This is a genomic window from Pseudomonas saponiphila, from assembly GCF_900105185.1.
Lineage (GTDB): Bacteria > Pseudomonadota > Gammaproteobacteria > Pseudomonadales > Pseudomonadaceae > Aquipseudomonas > Aquipseudomonas saponiphila.
Map to the genome: position 1 here is coordinate 4548355 of NZ_FNTJ01000001.1, position 18445 is coordinate 4566799.

Here is an 18445-nt window from a genome sequence, read left to right on the forward strand (position 1 = left end):
TTAAGCCGCCGGACATAAAAAAGCCTTGCAGGGTGTGCACCGTGCAAGGCCTCTGGCTCAAGCGCTGAGCTTAGTTCAAGAGTCGCCTCAATACAGATTCGGCTCCATCTCCAGCTCGACACTGAAACGCTCGACGATATCGCGCTGGATCCGCCGGGCCAGCTCCAGCAGTTGCAGGCCGGTGGCCGTGCCGTAGTTCACCAGCACCAGGGATTGCAGGCGATGGACCCCGGCATCGGCTTCACGAAAGCCCTTCCAGCCCGCCTGCTCGATCAGCCAGCCGGCCGCCAGCTTGACCTGCCCATCGGCCTGGGGATAACCCACCAGCCCCGGATAGGCCTGCTTGATCTGCGCCGCCAGCAGCGCCGGGACCACCGGGTTCTTGAAGAAACTGCCGGCATTGCCAAGCACCGCCGGGTCGGGAAGTTTCTCGCTGCGGATACTGCAGATCGCCCGACTGACATCGCTGGCCGTCGGGTGCTCGATGCCCTGCTCGTTCAGGCGCTGACGCACCGGACCGTACTCAAGGTGCAGGTGATCGACGCGATTGAGGACAAAACGCACCCGCAAGATCAACCAGCGACCGGCCTCATGCTTGAACAGGCTGTCGCGGTAAGCGAATTGGCACTGGGCCAGGTCGAAGTCGCGCAATTCACCGGTGTGCCGGTCCAGGGCGGTCAGGCCGGCGAACACGTCCTTGATCTCCACGCCATAGGCGCCGATGTTCTGCATCGGCGCAGCGCCCACGGTACCGGGAATCAGGCTCAGGTTCTCCAGCCCGGACAAGCCCTGCTCCAGGGTCCACAGCACGAAGGGATGCCAGGTTTCCCCGGCCTCGGCTTCCACCACCACCCGCTGCCCATCGTCACTGAGCAAACGGATGCCGCGGCTGGCCATGCGCAGCACCAGGGCCCGGATATCCGCGGTCAGTAGCAGGTTGCTGCCGCCACCGATCACCAGCAAGGGCAACTGCTGCGCGGCGCAATAGGCCAGGGCTTCGCGCACGTCGTCGTCGCTGTGGGCCTGGGCAAAGCGCAGGGCCTTGACCTCGACGCCGAAGCTGTTGAACGGCTTGAGCGAGACATCGGACTGAATCTGCAGGGTCATAACCGTCCCTTCAATTCGATCACCAACCGGTCACAGGCATCCTCGATCAGGTCCAGCACCTGCTCGAAGCCCTGCTCACCGTCGTAATACGGGTCCGGCACTTCATCCAGCGGCGCCTGGTAGCGACGCAGGAACAGGTCCAGCTCGGCTTTACCCCCGGCCGGCTGCAAGGCCTTGAGGTTGCGCAGGTTGCTCTGGTCCATGGCGAAAATCAGGTCATACACGGCGAAATCGGCGCTGCCGACCTGCTGCGCCCGTTGCACCGAAAGGTCGTAGCCACGGCGCAAGGCCGCCTGCTGGCTGCGTGAATCAGGGGCCTTGCCGATATGCCAGTCGCTGGTGCCAGCCGACGCGACCTGCACCTGATCGCCCAGGCCGGCCGCGCGCAACTTGTGGCGCAGCACACCCTCGGCAGTGGGCGAGCGACAGATATTGCCCAGGCAGACGAACAGAACCCGCATCAAGCCTCCAGCAGGCGCCGAACGCGCTCAAGGTCTTCGGCGGTATCGACGCCGGTGGGTGGGGCCTCCAGAGCATCGGCGACATGAATCCGCACGCCGTGCCACAAGGCACGCAACTGCTCCAGGGATTCGGTGTTTTCCAGCCAGCACGGGCCCCAGCTGACGAAGTCATGGAGGAAACCGGCGCGATAGGCATAGATGCCGATGTGGCGCCGGTAAGGCACGCCTTCCGGCAAGTGCTCATGACTCTTGGCGAAGGCATCCCGCGCCCAGGGCAAGGTGGCACGGCTGAAGGTCAGGGCCAGACCGTTGAGGTCGGTGACCACCTTGACCACGTTGGGATTGAACAGCGTCTGCACATCCTCGATCGGCTCGGCCAGGGTGGCCATGCGCGCCTCGGTGTGGGCGGCCAGGTTGGCGGCCACCTGATCGATCACCGAAGGCGGGATCAGCGGCTCGTCGCCCTGGACGTTGACCACGATGGCATCCGCCGCCAGGCCAAGCTGGCTGGCGACTTCCGCCAGGCGATCGGTTCCTGAGTTGTGATCTTCCCGGGTCAGCAGCGCTTGCGCGCCAAAGCCCTGGCACGCCTCGACGATACGCGGGTCGTCGGTGGCCACCACCACCCGCTCGGCGCTGCTCTTGCAGGCCTGCTCCCAGACCCACTGGATCATCGGCTTGCCGGCGATCAGTTGCAGAGGCTTGCCCGGCAGGCGGGTGGAGGCGAAACGCGCCGGAATGACCACGGTAAAGGCGCCGCTCATTTGTCCAGACGCTCTTCGGCGGTCAGGGTACGGGCTTCGCTTTCCAGCATCACCGGGATGCCGTCGCGGATCGGATAGGCCAGGCCGGCGCCCTTGCTGATCAGCTCGGTCTTGTCGGCGCTGAGTTTGAGCGGGCCCTTGCAGATCGGGCAGGCCAGGATGTCGAGCAGTTTGGTGTCCATGAGGTTTCCCTGGATAAAAGCGATTAAGGCAACAGACGATCAGGCAGCAGGCGCATCAGCTGGGTATCGAACCAGGTGATGAAGGCCGCGGACGGCACCGCATCCACCGCCAGGTACCACCAGTCGGCCGCCGCGAATTCACGGCACTTGACCGCATCTTTCTCGGTCATGACCAACGGCAATGACGGGGTGAAGGCCAGGGCCTGCGCACTGTATTGAGCGTGATCGGCAAATGCATGGGGGACAGGCCGCCAGTGTAGCGTTTCAAGGGTATTGAAGAAACGCTGGGGGTTGCCGATGCCGGCCACCGCGTGCACCGCCTGCCCTGGCGCGAAGTGCTCCACCGGGCGGCGCTCGCCACTCTGCAGATTGACCAGCGCCGAAGGCTTGAGATGGAAGGCAAAACCGTCGGCGCGATCATCAAGAGCGCCGTTGTAGAGCAGTGCATCGACACTCTGCAAGCGTTCCACCGGCTCGCGCAGGGGCCCGGCCGGCAGGCAGCGCCGGTTGCCCAGGCCACGGGCAGCGTCGATCAGCACCAGCTCCAGGTCACGGGCCAGGCGGTAATGCTGCAGGCCGTCGTCAGAGAGAATCAGGTCCAGCGGTTCGGCGGCCAGCAAGGCCTGTACCGCGCGGCTGCGATCCGGATCGATCATCAGCGGCACGCCACAGCGCTGGACGATCAGCAGCGGTTCATCACCGGCCACCGCGGCGCTGTCCGCGGCCGTCACCCGCCAGGGCAGTTGCGGCGGCTTGGCGCCATAGCCGCGACTGACCACCCCGACCCGCAGGCCGAGGCGCTGACAGTGCGCCACCAGCCACAAGATCAGCGGCGTCTTGCCCGTGCCGCCAACGGTAATGTTGCCCACTACGATCAACGGCACCGGCGGCTGATAGATCGCCCCCTCGCCCGCCAGAAAGCGCCGGCGCTTGCCCACCACCACTCGGCGGTACAGGCATTCCAGAGGCTGCAGCAGTTTCAGCGCGGGGTGGCCGTTGTACCAGGCGGCGAGCAAACGATCGGAGAATGCCATCAGGGTGCCGGCGCCGCCTCGACGGTGGTCATGCGCAGGTGGCTGAAACCGAGCTTGCCGGCCGCATCCATGGCAGTGATCACCGCTTGGTGTTGAGTCTTGCCGTCGGCGCTGATGGACAGCGGCAGATGGGGGTCCCCCGCCGACTCCTTCTGCAAGGCCTCGATCAGGGTGGCCAGGTCATTTTTCGGCAGGACCTGATTGTTGACCGAGAACACCCCGTCGGCGCTGATGGCGATATCCAGCTGCTTGACCTCCTGGTCTTCGGCGGGTGAGCCGCTGACCGCTTCCGGCAGGTCGACCCGCAGCTCGGTTTCCCGGGTAAAGGTGGTGGTGACGACGAAAAACAGCAGCAGGATGAACACCACGTCAATCAATGACGCGAGGTTGATGTCCACGGTTTCCCGGGGTTTGCGACGGAATTTCACGCTTTGCCCTCGGCCAGGTCGACATCGCGGTCACCCTGGATCACTTCCACCAGCTTGATCGCTTCCTGTTCCATGCCCACCACCAGCTCATCGACCCGACGTTGCAGGAAGCGATGGAAGAACACCGAAGGAATCCCCACCATCAGCCCCGCGGCGGTGGTGATCAAGGCCTTGGAAATACCGCCGGCCAGCACGTGGGCGTTGGTGGTCATGCCCGAGCCCATGAACGAACTGAAGATGTCGATCATGCCCAGCACCGTGCCCAAGAGGCCCAGCAGCGGGGCCATGGCGGCGATGGTGCCGAGGGCATTGAGGTAGCGCTCCAGCTCGTGGATCACGCGGGCCGCCGCCTCTTCGATGCATTCCTTCATGATCTCGCGACCATGCTTGGAATTGGCCAGGCCCGCGGCGAGGATCTCTCCCAGGGGCGAATCGGCACGCAGCTCCTTGAGCTTTTCCTTGTTCAGTTGCTTGTCCTTGATCCAGCGCCAGACCTGACCCAACAGATGGGGCGGGGTGACTCGGCTGGCCCGCAGGGTCCACAAACGCTCGGCAATGATGCCCACAGCCGCGATGGAACTCAGAATGATCGGCAACATCATCCAGCCGCCGGATTTGACCAATTCCCACACAGTGACAGTCCCCTCGAAAAAGTGCGCCACTCTAACATAGGGGCTGGACGCACCGAAGACCGTGATGTCGCATGCTCACGGGCTTTAATAACTCACGGTTATTTAAGGCATTAATGCTCAATCGCGCCAGAAACGCCGCTGCGCGCGCAGGCTTTGCACGGGCCCGAAAGTCCCCAGGCGCAGTGTCAGCGCTCCTTGATCGGCGCTGTCATGAACCGCCAGCCCCAGCCGTCGATAGCGCGCCAGCACCTCGGCATGGGGATGACCGAAGGCGTTGCCCCGCCCGCGGGAAATCAGCACCGCTGTCGGTCGCAGGCGCTGCAGCAGGGCCATGGACGAAGAAGTGCGGCTGCCATGATGGGGCGCCTGCAACCAGTGGGTGTGCACCGCCAGCGCACTGGCGAGCAGGGCCCGTTCGGCATGCACGTCGATGTCGCCGGTGAGTAACAGCCGCTCGCCTCGAGCCTCGACCTGCAACACGCAGGAAGCCTGGTTGCCATCGGTCGCCGCCGACCATTGCCAAAGCCGAAAGCGCACCCCATTCCATTGCCAGCCCAGGCCTGACTCGCACGGCTGTGCCTGCAAGGCGGCGGGCAATGCCCCGGGCTCGCCGCTGCGCACCCGGGCCACATCGATTCCGCGCCAGACCGCGAGGGCGCCACCGGCATGATCGTTATCGGCATGACTGAGCAGCATCAGGTCCAGTTGCCTGACCCCCAGTTTGCGCAAGGTTGGCAGCACCACCCGCTCGCCGAGATCGAAATCCCCCACCCGGGCGCCGGCATCGTAGAGCATGGCGTGATCGCGGGTGCGCAGGAGCATCGACAGCCCCTGCCCCACGTCCAGTTGCCAGACCTCCACTTCCCCCTCGTGCAGCACCGGCTCGGGCGGCCAGAAGGCCAATAGCAGCAGCGGCCCCCCCAGCACCCGCAGCGGTACACCGCTGGGCAGGAGCAACAGCAAGGCCCCCAGGGCACTGAGCCCCCAAAGCCACCAGGGCAGCAACGGCGCTACCCAGGCCGGCCAGGCACCGGCGATCACCCCCAATAGGCGGAACAGCCCATCCAGCAGCCCCCCGGCCAGCCACAGCAAGCCCTCGCCCACATGAGGCAGCGGCAGCAGCAGACAACCCAGCAGCGCCGGCGGCAGCACCAGCAGACTGATCCAGGGCACCGCCAGCAGATTGGCCAGGGGACCGCTGAAGCTGATGGGCAACCCCAGGGCCAGCAGCGGCGGCAGCAAGCCAATGGCGATCAGCCACTGAGCCCGGCTCCAGGCCTGCCACCAGCGCCAGCGCCCCAGGCGCCCGGCGAAGGTGAGAAGCAGGATCGCCACCGCGGCAAACGACAGCCAGAATCCCGGCTGCAAACTGGCCAGGGGCTCGAACAGCAACACCGCATTCAACGCCAGCAGCCAGGGTCGCCAGACGCCCAGATGGCGAAAGCGCAGCCGCCAGAGCAGGACCAGGGCGACCATCACGCAAGCCCGCTGCACCGGCACATCGAACCCGGCCAGCAGGCCGTAGCCCAGGGCCCCGAGAAAGGCCAGGGCACAGGCCCAGGGCAGCCACGGCCGGCGCTCGGGCCAGACGCCCCAGCGGGCCAGCCCGGCCACTGCGAGGTAGATCACCCCGGCCAGCAGGCTGATGTGCTGACCGGAAATCACCATCAGGTGAACCGTGCCGGTGTCCTGCAGCACCTGCCAGTCCTGGCGCGTCAGACCCGAGCCGTCGCCCATCACCAGTGCCGCCAGCCCGGCGCCACGCCCTTGTGCCTCGACATCCAGCAGGCGCTGGCGCAGCCCCTCGCGCCAGGCCAGGCGCGCGGGCCTGAGCAACTGCCCGGCCTTGACCGTGCCGGTGGCCCCGATGCGCCGCGCCAGCAGCCAGGCCTGGTAATCGAACCCCTGGACATTGAGCAGGCCGGCAGGACGCCGCAGCTTGACCGCCAGGCGCCAACGCTCGCCACTGTGCAGCGGCGGGGCGTCGTGCCAGGCCAGGCGTATCCGCCGCGGCAGTCGCTCGCGCCGGGCCTGGGCGGCCTGCAGTTCAAAGCGCACCACGCCCTGGCCCTGCTCCGGCAAACCACTGACCTGCCCCTCCAGCCAGCGGGTTTGCCCTTCCAGGCCAGGAGCCAGGCGATCATCCAGGGCCCAATGCCCGGAGATGCAAGCCCAGGCGAAACCGAAGAGAAAAAATGCCACGGGATGTGTACGAAAAGGCAGCAGCATCAGCCCCACCACCGACATCGCCAGCAGCAGCCAGACCGGCGGCAGCACCGGCAGAAAACCCAGCGCCAGCAGCCCCGCGGCCAGCGCCAGCAACCCCGTCCCCATCAGCCAGCCCCTCCTTGGCAGTCCCTACTCTGGGCTTAGCCGAGGATCGGCGGCGCGGTTTTATCATTTGTCACAATGTCTGAATTTGCCCTGACTAGAATCCGTTCATAATCGCGACCTGATCCAACCGAGAAGCCTTATGCCCCGGCGCTTATTCAAACGTTACATGCCAGATCCGGCCAGCATCCGGGAACACAAGTCCTTACGCTTTCTTGGCACGCTGTTGCATGACGCCAACCTCTGGCACCTCAATCGACACTCCGTGGCCCGTGCCATGGCGGTGGGTTTGTTCGCCGCCTTCATCCCCATTCCGATGCAGATGCTGCTGGCCGCGGCGCTGGCGGTCTGGCTGCGGGCCAACATGCCCATCAGCGTCAGCCTGGTGTGGTTGACCAACCCCATCACCATGCCGCCGGTGTTCTTCTGCACCTATCAACTGGGGGCCTGGCTGATGAACGTGCCGGCCCGCACCCTGCCGGACGAATTGACCTGGGAGTGGATCAGCGGTCAGCTCAGCACCCTGTGGCAACCCTTTCTCCTGGGCTCGGTGGTGGCCGGGCTGGTGCTGGGAGCCACGGCCTATTGCCTGACCATGCTCTATTGGCGCTGGTGGGTCGCGCGCCAGTGGCGCAGGCGCAAGCAGCAGCGCCCATGAACAACGAAAACGGCCTCTCGAGGGAGGCCGTTTTCATCAGACGCGCAAACCATTCACTGACGCATGCCGCGCCCGCTGACCAGCAACCGGGCGCAACCGATGTACAGCACCACGGTGGCCACCAGCATGAAGGTGATGGCCACGCTGATGCGGATGTCCGACACCCCGAGGATGCCGAAGCGGAAGGCGTTGACCATGTGCAGCACCGGGTTGGCCAGGGACACGGTCTGCCAGAACGGCGGCAGCAGGTTGATCGAGTAGAACACCCCGCCCAGGTAGGTCAGGGGGGTCAGCACGAACGTCGGGATGATCGAGATGTCATCGAAGTTGCGCGCGAACACCGCGTTGATGAACCCCAGCAACGAGAAGATGGTCGCCGTCAGCACCACCACCAGTACGGTGACGCCCAGGTGATGCACCTGCAACGTGGTGAAAAACAGCGACAGCAGGGTCACGATGATCCCCACCATCAGGCCCCGCAGGACCCCGCCGAGGGTATAGCCGATCAGGATGGTGTGCGGCGACACCGGCGATACCATCAGTTCCTCGATGGAGCGCTGGAACTTGCTGCCGAAGAAGCTCGACACCACGTTGCCGTAGGAGTTGGTGATCACCGACATCATGATCAGCCCCGGCACGATGTACTCCATGTAGGTGAAGCCACCCATATCGCCGATCTGCCGGCCGATCAGGTTACCGAAGATGACGAAGTACAGGACCATGGTGATGGCCGGCGGCAGCAGGGTCTGCGGCCAAATCCGGGTGAAGCGGCGGATCTCGCGATAGACGATGGTGTTGAGTGCCACCAGGTTGGGTTTCAACTCCGAACTCATACCGCCACCTTCGACAGATTTTTCTCCACCAGGGACACGAACAGCTCCTCAAGTCGGTTGGTTTTGTTACGCAGGCTCAAGACCTCGATGTTCTGCAGGGCCAGTTGACCGAACAGCGCGGTGATGCCGACGGCCTTGTCCACCTGGACTTCCAGGGTGTGGCTGTCGACCAGCCGGGTCGGATAGCCGGCCAACTGCGGCGCCACGCGCAGGTCGTGCTTGAGGTCGAGCAGGAAGGTTTCCACATGCAACTGGCTCAGCAGCTGACGCATGCTGGTGTTCTCGACGATGGTGCCGTGGTCGATGATGCCGATGTTGCGGCACAGCTGCTCAGCCTCTTCCAGGTAATGGGTGGTGAGGATGATGGTGATGCCTTTCTGGTTGAGCTCGGTGAGGAAGGTCCACATCGAACGACGCAGCTCGATGTCGACCCCGGCCGTGGGTTCGTCGAGGATCAGCAGGCGCGGCTCGTGGACCAGGGCCCGAGCGATCATCAGGCGCCGCTTCATGCCTCCGGACAGGGAGCGCGAAGGCACATCGCGCTTGTCCCAAAGCCCGAGCTGGGTCAGGTACTGCTCGGCCCGCTCCTTGGCGATTCTCGCCGGAATGCCGTAGTAGCCGGCCTGGGTCACGACGATGTCGAAAGTCTTCTCGAACTGGTTGAAATTGAATTCCTGCGGCACCACACCGATGCAGCGCTTGAGCGCCGCCGGCTCACGATCTAGGTCGTGACCGAAGACATTCACGCTGCCGCTGGTCTTGTTCACCAGGGTCGAAAGAATGCCGATGGTGGTGGATTTACCGGCCCCGTTAGGGCCAAGCAGGGCGAAAAAATCACCTTCGGCGACGTCCAGATCGATACCACTCAGGGCCTGGAAACCGTTGCCGTAGGTTTTGGTTAGCTGCCGGATGGACAGAGCGGAACTCATATCGGATTCATGCACCAAGAAGGGGAATTGAATAAGTAAGGGCGGTCCGGCCGGATTGCAACGACGCCGGACGCACGCCATGGTGCGGGCCTGAGCCACGCAAGTACAGTCACGCTTGTTGATAGTGGGTATTAAGTCAAAGCGGTCATCACCGCCCGACGATAGGCCGGGCGCTGCTTCAAGCGCTCGTACCAGGCGTGCAGATGCGGCATTGCAGGGCGCTCGATGGGCATCTCGAACCAGGCGTAGATGAAGCTCCCCAGGGGAATATCCCCCACGCCAATTTCCGGCCCGGACAGGTAGGGCTGGTCGGCCAGCGCCTGATCGACCCGAGCCAGCAGTTCGGCACAGGTAGCCTTGGCGGCATGGATCTGCGCCCAGTCCTGCTGCTCGGCCGGAGTGCGCAACACTCCCCAGAACAGGTGGCGGAAAGGCTCGGCGAAGGTCGAGGTGGTCCAGTCCATCCACTTCTCGGCACTGGCCCGGGCCTGCACATCGGCCGGATACCAGTGGCTGTCGGCGGCATGCCGAGCGGCCAGGTAACGCACGATGGTGTTGGACTCCCAGAGCACGAAGCCGTCGTCTTCAATCAGCGGGATGCGCCCGTTGGGGTTCAGCGCCCGGTAGGCCGGAGTGTCCACCACACCGAAGGCGCCACCGGCATCCAGGGACTCATAGGCCAGCCCCAGCTCTTCGGCACACCACAACGCCTTCCTGACATTCGACGAGTTCTTGCGACCCCAGATCTTCAGCATGACCATCCCTCAGTTATGAATGCCGGGGCAGTCTACGCCGGATCAGCCGCGACTCAAATCACTGCGCATGTCCCCCGGCAGTACGCCCCCCTGCTCGCCGAACAGATGGGGATAGCATGCCTGCAGGTGACTGAAGAACAGCTCCTGCGGCACATCGGCGAAGCGCCCATGATCCACCAGGTACTCCATCGACTGGTCGCCCTGACGGTTGAAGGGGTGAAAGACACTGTCCTGCACCCCGTCAAACTCTAGCGGCGCCACATCGAACAGTTCGCACAGACTCTGGTTGAACGCCGGCGTCGCCTTGACCCAACGCCCCTGCAGGTACAGCTCGGTGTAGCCGTGCATGGCGAACACATCACTGCGCAGCAGCTCCAGCAGACGCGGGGTCGACAGGTGATTGCGCACGTCCGCCAGACCGATGCGCGCGGGTATCCCGCAATGCCGGGCACAACCGGCCAGCAGAGTGGCCTTGGGTACACAGTAGCTTTCGCCGGCGATCAGGGCATGACTGCCCCGCAGGGTTTGCGGATCAGGGCTGAAGGAATAGAAGTTGTAACGCACGGCCTCACGCACCGCGTAGTAAAGGTTCACCGCCTGCTGCCGCGGATCGCCGCCGGCACCGCGATGAGATTCGGCGAACTCCACCACCGCAGGGTGGTCACTATCGATGAAGCGGCTGGGACGCAAGTACTGGTTCATGGGCAAAACCTCCAAGCGAAGCCTGGAGTCTATCGAGAGGACCGCCCTGGCGATAACGACGTTTCGGCCAAAGATCAGGGTCGGTCCGAGTATCACCAGCCGTGCTTCAAAGCCCCCGCAGGCCGGCAAACTCAAGCGTCGCACCCGCACCACCGCAATCACCCGCTTTGTCGGAGGCCGACTAAGCTCTGAGGGTGATTTGGCCCCTGGCTTCATGGAGGATTGAATATGCTGTTGTTGTGGATACTGGTTTTGCTGGTTGGGGTCGCCTATCTGGCGCACCGCCGCACCGCTCCCCTGCCCGCCCTGGGCACCGTTGCCGTCTACCTGCTGGCCATGGGCGCCTTCAGCCGGGCTCCCGGCTGGTTGCTGCTGGTGTTCTGGATCGTGCTGGCGGCCATTGCCGCGCCGCTGTTGCTGCCCGACCTGCGCCGCAAGTACTTCAGCGCCCCGCTGTTCACCTGGATGCAGAAAGTGCTGCCGCCCATGTCGCAAACCGAGCGCGACGCCATCGATGCCGGCACCGTGTGGTGGGACGGCGAGCTGTTCAGCGGTCGCCCCGACTGGAACACCTTGCTGGCCTATCCCAAGGCCCAACTGACCGCTGAAGAACAGGCGTTCATCGACGGCCCCACCGAAGAACTCTGCGCCATGGTCAGCGACTGGCAGATCGGCCAGCACATGGACCTGCCGCCCGCGGCCTGGGCCCATATCAAGGAACACGGCTTCTTTGCCCTGATCATTCCCAAGGAGTACGGCGGCAAAGGCTTTTCCGCCTACGCCCACTCCCAGGTTGCGATGAAACTGGCAACCCGCAGCGGCGACCTGGCCTCCACGGTCATGGTCCCCAACTCCCTGGGCCCGGCCGAACTGCTGCTGCACTACGGCACCGATGAACAACGCAATCACTACCTGCCGCGCCTGGCCCGTGGCGACGACATTCCCTGCTTCGCCCTCACCGGCCCGCTGGCAGGCTCCGACGCTGGCGCGATGCCCGACACCGGGATCATCTGCAAGGGCCAATGGCAGGGCGAGGAAACCCTCGGCCTGCGCCTGAACTGGGAAAAGCGCTACATCACCCTGGGCCCGGTCGCCACCCTGCTGGGCCTGGCCTTCAAGGCCCACGACCCGGATCACCTGCTGGGTGACCAGGAAGACCTGGGCATCAGTCTGGCGCTGATTCCCACCGACACCCCGGGGGTGGAAATCGGCCGCCGCCACCTGCCCCTGGGCGCCGCTTTCATGAACGGCCCGAACTCCGGCAAGGACGTGTTCATTCCCCTGGACTACCTGATCGGCGGCCGGGAAATGCTCGGCAAAGGCTGGATGATGCTGATGAACTGCCTGTCGGTGGGGCGCTCGATCTCCCTGCCGGCGGTCGGCACCGGCGCCGCCAAGTTCACCAGCCTGGTGACCGGCCAGTACGCCCAGGTGCGTGAGCAGTTCAACGTGCCACTGGCGGCCTTCGAAGGCATCCAGGAAGCCCTGGCCCGCCTCGGCGGCAACGCCTGGCTGATGGACAGCGCGCGCATGCTCACCGCCAATGCCGTGGACCTGGGGGAAAAGCCCTCGGTGCTGTCGGCCATCCTCAAGTACCACCTCACCGAGCGCGGACGCGAGTGCATCAGCCACGCCATGGACGTGCACGGCGGCAAGGGCATCATCATGGGGCCCAACAACTACCTGGGCCGCAGCTGGCAGGGCGCACCGATCTTCATCACCGTGGAAGGCGCCAATATCCTCTCGCGCAACCTGATGATCTTTGGCCAGGGGGCGATCCGCTGCCACCCGTTCGTGCTCAAGGAAATGGCCCTGGCCGGACGCGAGGACCATGACCAGGCGCTGAAGGAGTTCGATGCCCTGCTGCTCCAGCACATTGGTTTTGCCGTAAGCAATGCTGCCAGCACCCTGGTGCTGAACCTGGGCCTGGGCCACTTCGAACAGGCCCCGGGCGATCCGCTCAGCCAGCGCTACTTCCGTGCCCTGAACCGCCAGGCTGCGGCCTTTGCCCTGCTGGCCGACTTTTCCATGATGCTCCTGGGAGGCGAGCTCAAGCGGCGCGAGCGGCTCTCGGCGCGCCTGGGCGATGTGCTCAGCCACCTGTACCTGGCCTCGGCGGCACTCAAGCGCTATCACGATCTGGATTCACCGGAGTACCTGCGCCCCCTGCTGGCCTGGGCCCTGGAAGAAAGCCTCGGCCACTCCGAACGCGCCCTGGACGAGTTGCTCGGCAACTTCCCCAGTCGCCTCTTCGGCTGCCTGCTGCGAGTACTGGTGTTTCCCTTCGGCCGTCGCCATACCGGGCCGTCGGACCGCCAGGATGCCGAAGTGGCGGAAATCATTGGCCGCGCCCAGGGCGACCCGGCCCTGGAAGCGGTACTCGCCGGCTGCTATCGCCCACAAGCCAAGGACGATCCGGTCGGCGCCCTGCAGCACGCCTGCAACCTGCTGAGCGCGAGCCATCCACTGCAGAAGAAACTCCACGAAGCGCTGAAAAGCGGCCAGGTCAAACCGGCGGCCGGCGAATCGGCCATCGATGCGGCCCTGGAGGCCGGCGTGCTGCAAGCGGCCGAAGCCCAGAGCCTGCGGGAGGCCGAAGCGGCGCGACGCAAAGTCATCGACGTGGACGACTTCGCCAAGGAGGAACTGACCTTGAGCGAGGGCAAGATCCGCTAGGCAGGCCCTTCGGGGCAGGTCGATTATGAAACCGGGCGCAGGGGCTATATACTCCCGCGCCCGTTTTGCTCTTGAGGACCCTGTCATGTCCAACGTCGTCGCCGATCATCTCGTCCTCCTGGACCACCTGCGCAGCATCCTGGTGGCGGTGGGAGAAGCCGAACAGGTTCCCGAGGAAAGCCATGCGCTGTTCCTGGAGCGCTTCGACGAACTGCGCGCCTCGCTGCCGATCGACCCGATCGAAAGCCAGTACCTGGGCCAGGACCTGCTGTGCCAGATCATGCAGCGCTATCCGCAGATCGCTCACCTGGTGCCTCGCGACCTGCTGTGGTTCTTCGCCGGCGACTGCCTGCACTACATGCCCGATGAAGAAATCGACCTGTACCAGGCCCTGGAAGAACGCCGCTTCGAAGCCGAGCAGAACGACGAGCCCTTCGACTGGAACCAGGAAAAACAATTGCTGGCGCTCTCCGCCCAGGACAGCAAGCACTGATTGCAGGCCCTGGTGCCACCAAGGCCCGCTCGGTTCGTCCGGCGGGCCTTTTTTGTGCCCGCCCCCATCGTCTCCGTAGGAGCCGGCTTGCCGGCGAAGAGGCCCTTGGGTCTTGCATCGCCCTTAGAGATATTTTCGCTGGCAAGCCAGCTCCTACAAGCTGCGTTCGCCTTTGCCGGGGCGGTGCAGGGTCGGCTCCCTGGCCAGGCATTCCACCAGATAGTCGATGAACACCCGCAGCTTGGGCGGCAGGTAGCGGGTCGGTGAATGCAGGAGCCAGGCACCGCCGTGGTAGGAGGCAAGAAAGGTCCACTCCGGCAGCACCTGGACGATCAGTCCCTGCTCCAGGGCATGACGCGCGGTGAAATACGGCAGGCTGCCGATGCCCAGATGCTGCAACACCGCATCCAGGCGCACACCGGTGTGGTTGGCGGCGTAACGCCCGCGCACGCCGACAGTCACCGCCTTGCCGCCCTGGGTGAACTTCCAGCGGGCGTCGCTGGGGGTTTCCCCGAGATAGATGCAACTGTGCTGACGCAGATCCTGTGGATGCAACGGCGTGCCATGCTCCGCCAGATACTGCGGGGTGGCACACAGCAAGTGATCGATGCGCAACAACTGGCGCCCGATCAATCCCGGCGGCGGGCGGTCGGTAATGCGGATCGCCAGGTCGACATTGTCTTCGATCAGATCGATATCCCGGTCTTCATGCAGCAGTTCGACATCCACCTTCGGGTAGCGCCGAAGAAACTCCGGCATATGAGGATGCACCACGAAGCGCCCCACCGCCTTGGGCACACTGACCCGCACCACGCCTTCGGCCTCATGGGTGAACTGACCACTGATCTCCATGACCGAACGGGCCGCGCTGACCATCTCGCTGCAACGCTTGAACACCTCCTCGCCGCCGTCGCTCAAGCGCAACTTGCGGGTAGTGCGTTGCAGCAGGCGGGTCGCCAGGGCCTTCTCCAGGCGCGAAATGCTGCGACTGACGGCAGACGGCGAGGAGCCCAGCTGGCGCGCGGCTTCGGAGAAGCTGCCGGTTTCCACCACCCTGACGAAGATGGCCATTTCCGCCAGTAATGGCAGCGGTAGATTTATGCTCATGACGCAATAGTCCATTGAGTTTTGAACGGATTATCACGCAATTACCCAGGCCCCATAATAAAAAATCATCTGGATTCAGGGTTTGAGAAATGACGCTTCGCCTGTACTACGAACATGATCTGCTGACCGCCCAGGTCGAACTGCTGAGCTGCATCCCCCGGGACGGGCTGTTTGCCGCAACCTTGCACGCCACGCCCTTTCACCCCCAGGGCGGCGGCCAGCCCAGCGACACCGGCTGGATCGGCGCGGCCCAGGTGCTGCGGGTCGCCCAGGAAGATGAGCAGATCGTGCATTACCTGAGCCTGCCCCTGACGCCGGGAAGCCATGCAGCTCGCGTGGATGAGCCGCAACGCCTGTTCAACAGCCGTATGCATTCCGCCGGGCACCTGATCGGCCACTTTGTGCAAAGCCGGGGCTGGACACCGATCAAGGCCCATCACTGGCCTGGAGAGGGTCGGGTGTCGTTCAAACCGGACGAACAACCTGGGGAAATCGACTGCGCCGAGGTGCAGAACGCCCTTGAGCAATGGATTGGCGAGGATTGGCCCCGACACATTTCCCTGGCCGCCGGAACCCGCCAGGTCGGGTTTGGCCCGCTGCCCGCCTACGGTTGCGGCGGCACCCACGTCCAGCACCTGCAACAACTGGGACGGGTGAACATCGACTCGATCTCGCAGAAGAAAGGCACGCTCTCGGTCAGCTACAGCCTCGACTGAACACGCCTGCCCCCTTCCCCCCTAACTGCTTTGCGGAGTCAGCATGCTGTCCAATTATCTTGGCGAGTTTCTCGCTCTGGCCCTGGTTCACTTCCTCGCCGTGGTCGCACCGGGGCCGGACTTTGCCGTCACCATCCGCCAGAGCGTGCGCTTCGGCCGGATGACCGGGGTCTGCACCGCCCTGGGGATCGGCGCCGGCATTTCGGTGCACGTGCTCTACACCCTGCTGGGAGTCGGCGCATTGATGCACGCGACGCCCTGGCTGCTGAGCGCCGCCAAACTGCTGGGCGCCGCCTACATCCTGTACCTGGGCGTCAGCCTGTTGCGCAGCAAGGCCAAGACCAGCATCCCGGGCGAAACAGCGCAGGATGAACCAGCGCAGAGCCTGCTGCGGGCCTTTACCACCGGTTTCCTGACCAACGCCAGCAACCCCAAGGCGACCCTGTTTTTCCTGGCGATCTTCACCACCCTGGTCAGCGCCACCACGCCGCTGGGCATTCAGGCCCTGTATGGGGCCTGGATGTGCCTGGTCAACGCTTTGTGGTTCGTGATTGTCGCGCTGTTCTTTTCCAGCGCCAGGGTGCGCCTGCTGTTCATGCGCCTGGGGCACTGGTTCGAGCGCTGCATGGGACTGATCCTGCTGCTGTTCGCCGGACGCCTACTGCTGTCGCTGTAAGCGAGCCACGACAAAGGTCCGCACGGTCGTCTGACTGGCGGGCCTTTTTTGTTCATGGCAGGACGAGGGGGTTGAATCGCGGACAAACAAAAACGCCGCTCGATGAGCGGCGTTTTTGTGAATTTGGAGCGGGAAACGAGACTCGAACTCGCGACCCCGACCTTGGCAAGGTCGTGCTCTACCAACTGAGCTATTCCCGCAAATGGCGTCCCCTAGGGGACTCGAACCCCTGTTACCGCCGTGAAAGGGCGGTGTCCTAGGCCACTAGACGAAGGGGACACACTACCCGGAACACATGGTGTGTGTTTCGGTGTCCAGATCCTGATCCGAAGACTTCGGCTCTGGTTTCACTCGGCTTCGCCCGAAAGCGCCGCCGTTTAAAATTGGAGCGGGAAACGAGACTCGAACTCGCGACCCCGACCTTGGCAAGGTCGTGCTCTACCAACTGAGCTATTCCCGCAAATGGCGTCCCCTAGGGGACTCGAACCCCTGTTACCGCCGTGAAAGGGCGGTGTCCTAGGCCACTAGACGAAGGGGACACGCTACCCGGAACACATGGTGTGTGTTTCGGTGTCCAGACCCTGATCCGAAGACTTCGGTTCTGGTTTCACTCGACTTCGCCCGAAAGCGCCGCCGTTTAAAATTGGAGCGGGAAACGAGACTCGAACTCGCGACCCCGACCTTGGCAAGGTCGTGCTCTACCAACTGAGCTATTCCCGCATTGGCGTCCCCTAGGGGACTCGAACCCCTGTTACCGCCGTGAAAGGGCGGTGTCCTAGGCCACTAGACGAAGGGGACACACTACAACATTCACTGCTTTCAACGTTTTGCGCTTTGCTTTCCGTTGAAAGTGGCGCGCATTCTATGGATGCTTTGGGAGGCCGTCAACCCCCAGATATAATTTTATTTAAATCAATGACTTCGGGGCAGTTTAAGGTCCGCTGCGGGGTTTTCTGTGGTCCAGGCTTTGACGCCTATATTCTGTCACTCGACAAGGCGTTATAGTCCTCCGCAGCCGGTAATGGCAATTTGAACCCGAGGTTCTCCCCGGACCGTCGCTACCTATATAGGCATATAGGCAGCACCCGCCATGCCCGGCTCGTCGAGCGGCGCTATGCGCCTAAATGCCAAGCCACTACACTCGCACGCGAATCCTATAACGAGGTTTTAACGGTGACACCACTCATGATCACCCTGCTGGTAATAGCCGGGATCGCACTATTGATCGCCATTGGCTACATGAACCATGTGGTGGAAAACAACAAACTGGAAAAGGCCCGCACCAAGGTCGAGCTCAATGACCGCCTGCGCCGCTGCGGCGAGATCACCGAAACCTTCCCCGGCCAGTTCATGACCCCGGCCCTCAAACTGCTGCTGACCCGCCTGGAGCTCAACGTGGTGCAGCGCATACTCAGCCTGGACAAGACCGACACCTCGCTCAAGGCGCGCCAGGCCGAGCTCAACACCCTGATTGGCCAGGGCGAATCGATTCCGGTGAACAACCCGCCGGCACCGATCCAGACCGAAGCCAAGGCCAAGGATGTGCGCTTCCTGCTGGAGGCGATGCACGGCCAGGTCACCCGTGCCGCCCACGACGGTTTCCTGCAACCCAATGAAGCCAAGCGCTGGATCAAGGAAATCCGCCATATCCTGGTGCTGCTGCACATCGAGTTCTTCAACAACCTGGGGCAGTACGCCCTGCAACAGAACCAACCAGGACAGGCCCGCCTGGCCTTCGAACGCGGCGTGCAATACCTGCGCAAGCAGCCGGATCCAGCGGTCTACAAGGAACAGCTGGAGTACCTGGATAAACTTCTGGTCCGCGCCAACTCCATGGTGTTGTCGACCCTGGAGCCCGCGGAAGATGAAGTCAACGAGCTGACCCAGGGCCTGAAGACCGTGGAAGCCGACGCCGACTGGAAAAAGAAAGCCATCTACGACTGAGATAAAAACCCTTGTCC

At 63.7% G+C, this 18445-nt stretch carries 19 protein-coding genes and 6 tRNA genes; 6 read left to right on the forward strand and 19 right to left on the reverse strand.

Annotated features, from left to right (window positions below; translation table 11 throughout):
• Positions 1 to 87 precede the first annotated feature (87 nt).
• The 8 genes from murB to BLV47_RS21385 all read right to left on the reverse strand — a co-directional run bounded on the left by murB (position 88) and on the right by BLV47_RS21385 (position 6942).
• Complete coding sequence (gene murB, locus BLV47_RS21350) at positions 88 to 1107, reverse strand: UDP-N-acetylmuramate dehydrogenase (protein WP_092316822.1); 1020 nt, start codon at positions 1105 to 1107, stop codon at positions 88 to 90.
• Complete coding sequence (locus tag BLV47_RS21355) at positions 1104 to 1568, reverse strand: low molecular weight protein-tyrosine-phosphatase (RefSeq protein ID WP_092316826.1); 465 nt, start codon at positions 1566 to 1568, stop codon at positions 1104 to 1106. The genes murB and BLV47_RS21355 overlap by 4 nt, the downstream gene beginning before the upstream one ends.
• A complete protein-coding gene (kdsB, locus tag BLV47_RS21360; protein ID WP_092316829.1) occupies positions 1568 to 2332 on the reverse strand; it encodes a 3-deoxy-manno-octulosonate cytidylyltransferase in 765 nt (254 codons plus the stop codon). Before kdsB ends, BLV47_RS21355 begins: the two co-directional genes overlap by 1 nt.
• Entirely contained in the window at positions 2329 to 2514 is a 186-nt protein-coding gene (locus tag BLV47_RS21365; RefSeq protein ID WP_019689343.1) for a Trm112 family protein, read from the reverse strand. Before BLV47_RS21365 ends, kdsB begins: the two co-directional genes overlap by 4 nt.
• Positions 2515 to 2537: 23 nt before the next feature.
• The gene (lpxK, locus tag BLV47_RS21370; RefSeq protein ID WP_092316832.1) at positions 2538 to 3548 is read right to left on the reverse strand and encodes a tetraacyldisaccharide 4'-kinase; all 1011 of its coding nucleotides are present in this window, start codon (positions 3546 to 3548) and stop codon (positions 2538 to 2540) included.
• The gene (locus BLV47_RS21375; RefSeq protein WP_092316835.1) at positions 3548 to 3976 is read right to left on the reverse strand and encodes an ExbD/TolR family protein; all 429 of its coding nucleotides are present in this window, start codon (positions 3974 to 3976) and stop codon (positions 3548 to 3550) included. Before BLV47_RS21375 ends, lpxK begins: the two co-directional genes overlap by 1 nt.
• Positions 3973 to 4608 carry a MotA/TolQ/ExbB proton channel family protein gene (locus BLV47_RS21380; RefSeq protein ID WP_016968261.1) on the reverse strand — a complete coding sequence of 212 codons (636 nt, stop codon included), beginning with the start codon at positions 4606 to 4608 and terminating at the stop codon, positions 3973 to 3975. Before BLV47_RS21380 ends, BLV47_RS21375 begins: the two co-directional genes overlap by 4 nt.
• 117 nt (positions 4609 to 4725) lie before the next feature.
• Positions 4726 to 6942, reverse strand: coding sequence for a DNA internalization-related competence protein ComEC/Rec2 (locus BLV47_RS21385; protein ID WP_092316838.1), 2217 nt, complete (start codon positions 6940 to 6942; stop codon positions 4726 to 4728).
• Positions 6943 to 7081: 139 nt separating this feature from the next.
• Between BLV47_RS21385 and BLV47_RS21390 the strand changes: the two genes are divergently transcribed.
• On the forward strand, positions 7082 to 7597 hold the full coding sequence (locus BLV47_RS21390; protein WP_092316841.1) for a DUF2062 domain-containing protein: 516 nt from the start codon (positions 7082 to 7084) through the stop codon (positions 7595 to 7597).
• A 53-nt stretch (positions 7598 to 7650) separates the two neighbouring features.
• Here the strand turns inward: BLV47_RS21390 and BLV47_RS21395 are convergent, their stop codons facing one another.
• From BLV47_RS21395 to BLV47_RS21410, 4 genes are all read right to left on the reverse strand, one after another.
• On the reverse strand, positions 7651 to 8430 hold the full coding sequence (locus BLV47_RS21395) for an ABC transporter permease (protein ID WP_060838224.1): 780 nt from the start codon (positions 8428 to 8430) through the stop codon (positions 7651 to 7653).
• Positions 8427 to 9359 (reverse strand): ABC transporter ATP-binding protein, encoded by a 933-nt coding sequence (locus tag BLV47_RS21400; RefSeq protein WP_092316844.1) that lies wholly within the window; start codon positions 9357 to 9359, stop codon positions 8427 to 8429. The genes BLV47_RS21395 and BLV47_RS21400 overlap by 4 nt, the downstream gene beginning before the upstream one ends.
• Before the next feature lie 131 nt (positions 9360 to 9490).
• Positions 9491 to 10114 (reverse strand): glutathione S-transferase family protein, encoded by a 624-nt coding sequence (locus BLV47_RS21405; protein ID WP_092316847.1) that lies wholly within the window; start codon positions 10112 to 10114, stop codon positions 9491 to 9493.
• Positions 10115 to 10156: 42 nt separating this feature from the next.
• Positions 10157 to 10816, reverse strand: coding sequence for a transglutaminase-like domain-containing protein (locus BLV47_RS21410; RefSeq protein WP_092316850.1), 660 nt, complete (start codon positions 10814 to 10816; stop codon positions 10157 to 10159).
• Positions 10817 to 11044: 228 nt separating this feature from the next.
• Between BLV47_RS21410 and BLV47_RS21420 the strand changes: the two genes are divergently transcribed.
• Positions 11045 to 13492 (forward strand): acyl-CoA dehydrogenase, encoded by a 2448-nt coding sequence (locus BLV47_RS21420; protein WP_092316855.1) that lies wholly within the window; start codon positions 11045 to 11047, stop codon positions 13490 to 13492.
• Positions 13493 to 13577: 85 nt separating this feature from the next.
• Positions 13578 to 13985, forward strand: coding sequence for a PA2817 family protein (locus BLV47_RS21425; RefSeq protein WP_016968255.1), 408 nt, complete (start codon positions 13578 to 13580; stop codon positions 13983 to 13985).
• A gap of 153 nt (positions 13986 to 14138) precedes the next feature.
• On the opposite strand, the gene BLV47_RS21430 is transcribed toward BLV47_RS21425, so the two are convergent.
• Positions 14139 to 15092 (reverse strand): LysR family transcriptional regulator, encoded by a 954-nt coding sequence (locus BLV47_RS21430; RefSeq protein ID WP_092316858.1) that lies wholly within the window; start codon positions 15090 to 15092, stop codon positions 14139 to 14141.
• Between the two features lie 89 nt (positions 15093 to 15181).
• Here BLV47_RS21430 and BLV47_RS21435 point away from each other — a divergent pair, with 89 nt between their 5' ends.
• Positions 15182 to 15808: an alanyl-tRNA editing protein gene (locus tag BLV47_RS21435; RefSeq protein ID WP_092316861.1), complete on the forward strand. Its 627-nt coding sequence runs from the start codon at positions 15182 to 15184 to the stop codon at positions 15806 to 15808.
• Positions 15809 to 15851: 43 nt separating this feature from the next.
• Positions 15852 to 16484 carry a LysE family translocator gene (locus BLV47_RS21440; protein ID WP_092316864.1) on the forward strand — a complete coding sequence of 211 codons (633 nt, stop codon included), beginning with the start codon at positions 15852 to 15854 and terminating at the stop codon, positions 16482 to 16484.
• A gap of 124 nt (positions 16485 to 16608) precedes the next feature.
• On the opposite strand, the gene BLV47_RS21445 is transcribed toward BLV47_RS21440, so the two are convergent.
• The 6 genes from BLV47_RS21445 to BLV47_RS21470 form a co-directional block, all read right to left on the reverse strand.
• A tRNA-Gly gene (locus BLV47_RS21445) sits at positions 16609 to 16684 on the reverse strand.
• A gap of 3 nt (positions 16685 to 16687) precedes the next feature.
• Positions 16688 to 16763 (reverse strand) — tRNA-Glu (locus tag BLV47_RS21450).
• A gap of 105 nt (positions 16764 to 16868) precedes the next feature.
• Positions 16869 to 16944: transfer RNA gene (locus tag BLV47_RS21455), tRNA-Gly, on the reverse strand.
• Positions 16945 to 16947: 3 nt separating this feature from the next.
• Positions 16948 to 17023: transfer RNA gene (locus tag BLV47_RS21460), tRNA-Glu, on the reverse strand.
• Between the two features lie 105 nt (positions 17024 to 17128).
• Positions 17129 to 17204: transfer RNA gene (locus tag BLV47_RS21465), tRNA-Gly, on the reverse strand.
• Between the two features lie 2 nt (positions 17205 to 17206).
• Positions 17207 to 17282 (reverse strand) — tRNA-Glu (locus BLV47_RS21470).
• 375 nt (positions 17283 to 17657) lie between these two features.
• Here BLV47_RS21470 and BLV47_RS21475 point away from each other — a divergent pair.
• A complete protein-coding gene (locus BLV47_RS21475; protein ID WP_092316867.1) occupies positions 17658 to 18428 on the forward strand; it encodes a hypothetical protein in 771 nt (256 codons plus the stop codon).
• Positions 18429 to 18445: the final 17 nt, after the last annotated feature.

Bases quoted from the DNA above. Each gene is read 5' to 3' on its own strand.
- murB (WP_092316822.1), bottom strand. From the start codon at position 1,107: ATGACCCTGCAGATTCAGTCCGATGTCTCGCTCAAGCCGTTCAACAGC.
- BLV47_RS21355 (WP_092316826.1), bottom strand. From the start codon at position 1,568: ATGCGGGTTCTGTTCGTCTGCCTGGGCAATATCTGTCGCTCGCCCACT.
- kdsB (WP_092316829.1), bottom strand. From the start codon at position 2,332: ATGAGCGGCGCCTTTACCGTGGTCATTCCGGCGCGTTTCGCCTCCACC.
- BLV47_RS21365 (WP_019689343.1), bottom strand. From the start codon at position 2,514: ATGGACACCAAACTGCTCGACATCCTGGCCTGCCCGATCTGCAAGGGC.
- lpxK (WP_092316832.1), bottom strand. From the start codon at position 3,548: ATGGCATTCTCCGATCGTTTGCTCGCCGCCTGGTACAACGGCCACCCC.
- BLV47_RS21385 (WP_092316838.1), bottom strand. From the start codon at position 6,942: ATGGGGACGGGGTTGCTGGCGCTGGCCGCGGGGCTGCTGGCGCTGGGT.
- BLV47_RS21390 (WP_092316841.1), top strand. From the start codon at position 7,082: ATGCCCCGGCGCTTATTCAAACGTTACATGCCAGATCCGGCCAGCATC.
- BLV47_RS21395 (WP_060838224.1), bottom strand. From the start codon at position 8,430: ATGAGTTCGGAGTTGAAACCCAACCTGGTGGCACTCAACACCATCGTC.
- BLV47_RS21400 (WP_092316844.1), bottom strand. From the start codon at position 9,359: ATGAGTTCCGCTCTGTCCATCCGGCAGCTAACCAAAACCTACGGCAAC.
- BLV47_RS21405 (WP_092316847.1), bottom strand. From the start codon at position 10,114: ATGCTGAAGATCTGGGGTCGCAAGAACTCGTCGAATGTCAGGAAGGCG.
- BLV47_RS21410 (WP_092316850.1), bottom strand. From the start codon at position 10,816: ATGAACCAGTACTTGCGTCCCAGCCGCTTCATCGATAGTGACCACCCT.
- BLV47_RS21420 (WP_092316855.1), top strand. From the start codon at position 11,045: ATGCTGTTGTTGTGGATACTGGTTTTGCTGGTTGGGGTCGCCTATCTG.
- BLV47_RS21425 (WP_016968255.1), top strand. From the start codon at position 13,578: ATGTCCAACGTCGTCGCCGATCATCTCGTCCTCCTGGACCACCTGCGC.
- BLV47_RS21430 (WP_092316858.1), bottom strand. From the start codon at position 15,092: ATGAGCATAAATCTACCGCTGCCATTACTGGCGGAAATGGCCATCTTC.
- BLV47_RS21435 (WP_092316861.1), top strand. From the start codon at position 15,182: ATGACGCTTCGCCTGTACTACGAACATGATCTGCTGACCGCCCAGGTC.
- BLV47_RS21440 (WP_092316864.1), top strand. From the start codon at position 15,852: ATGCTGTCCAATTATCTTGGCGAGTTTCTCGCTCTGGCCCTGGTTCAC.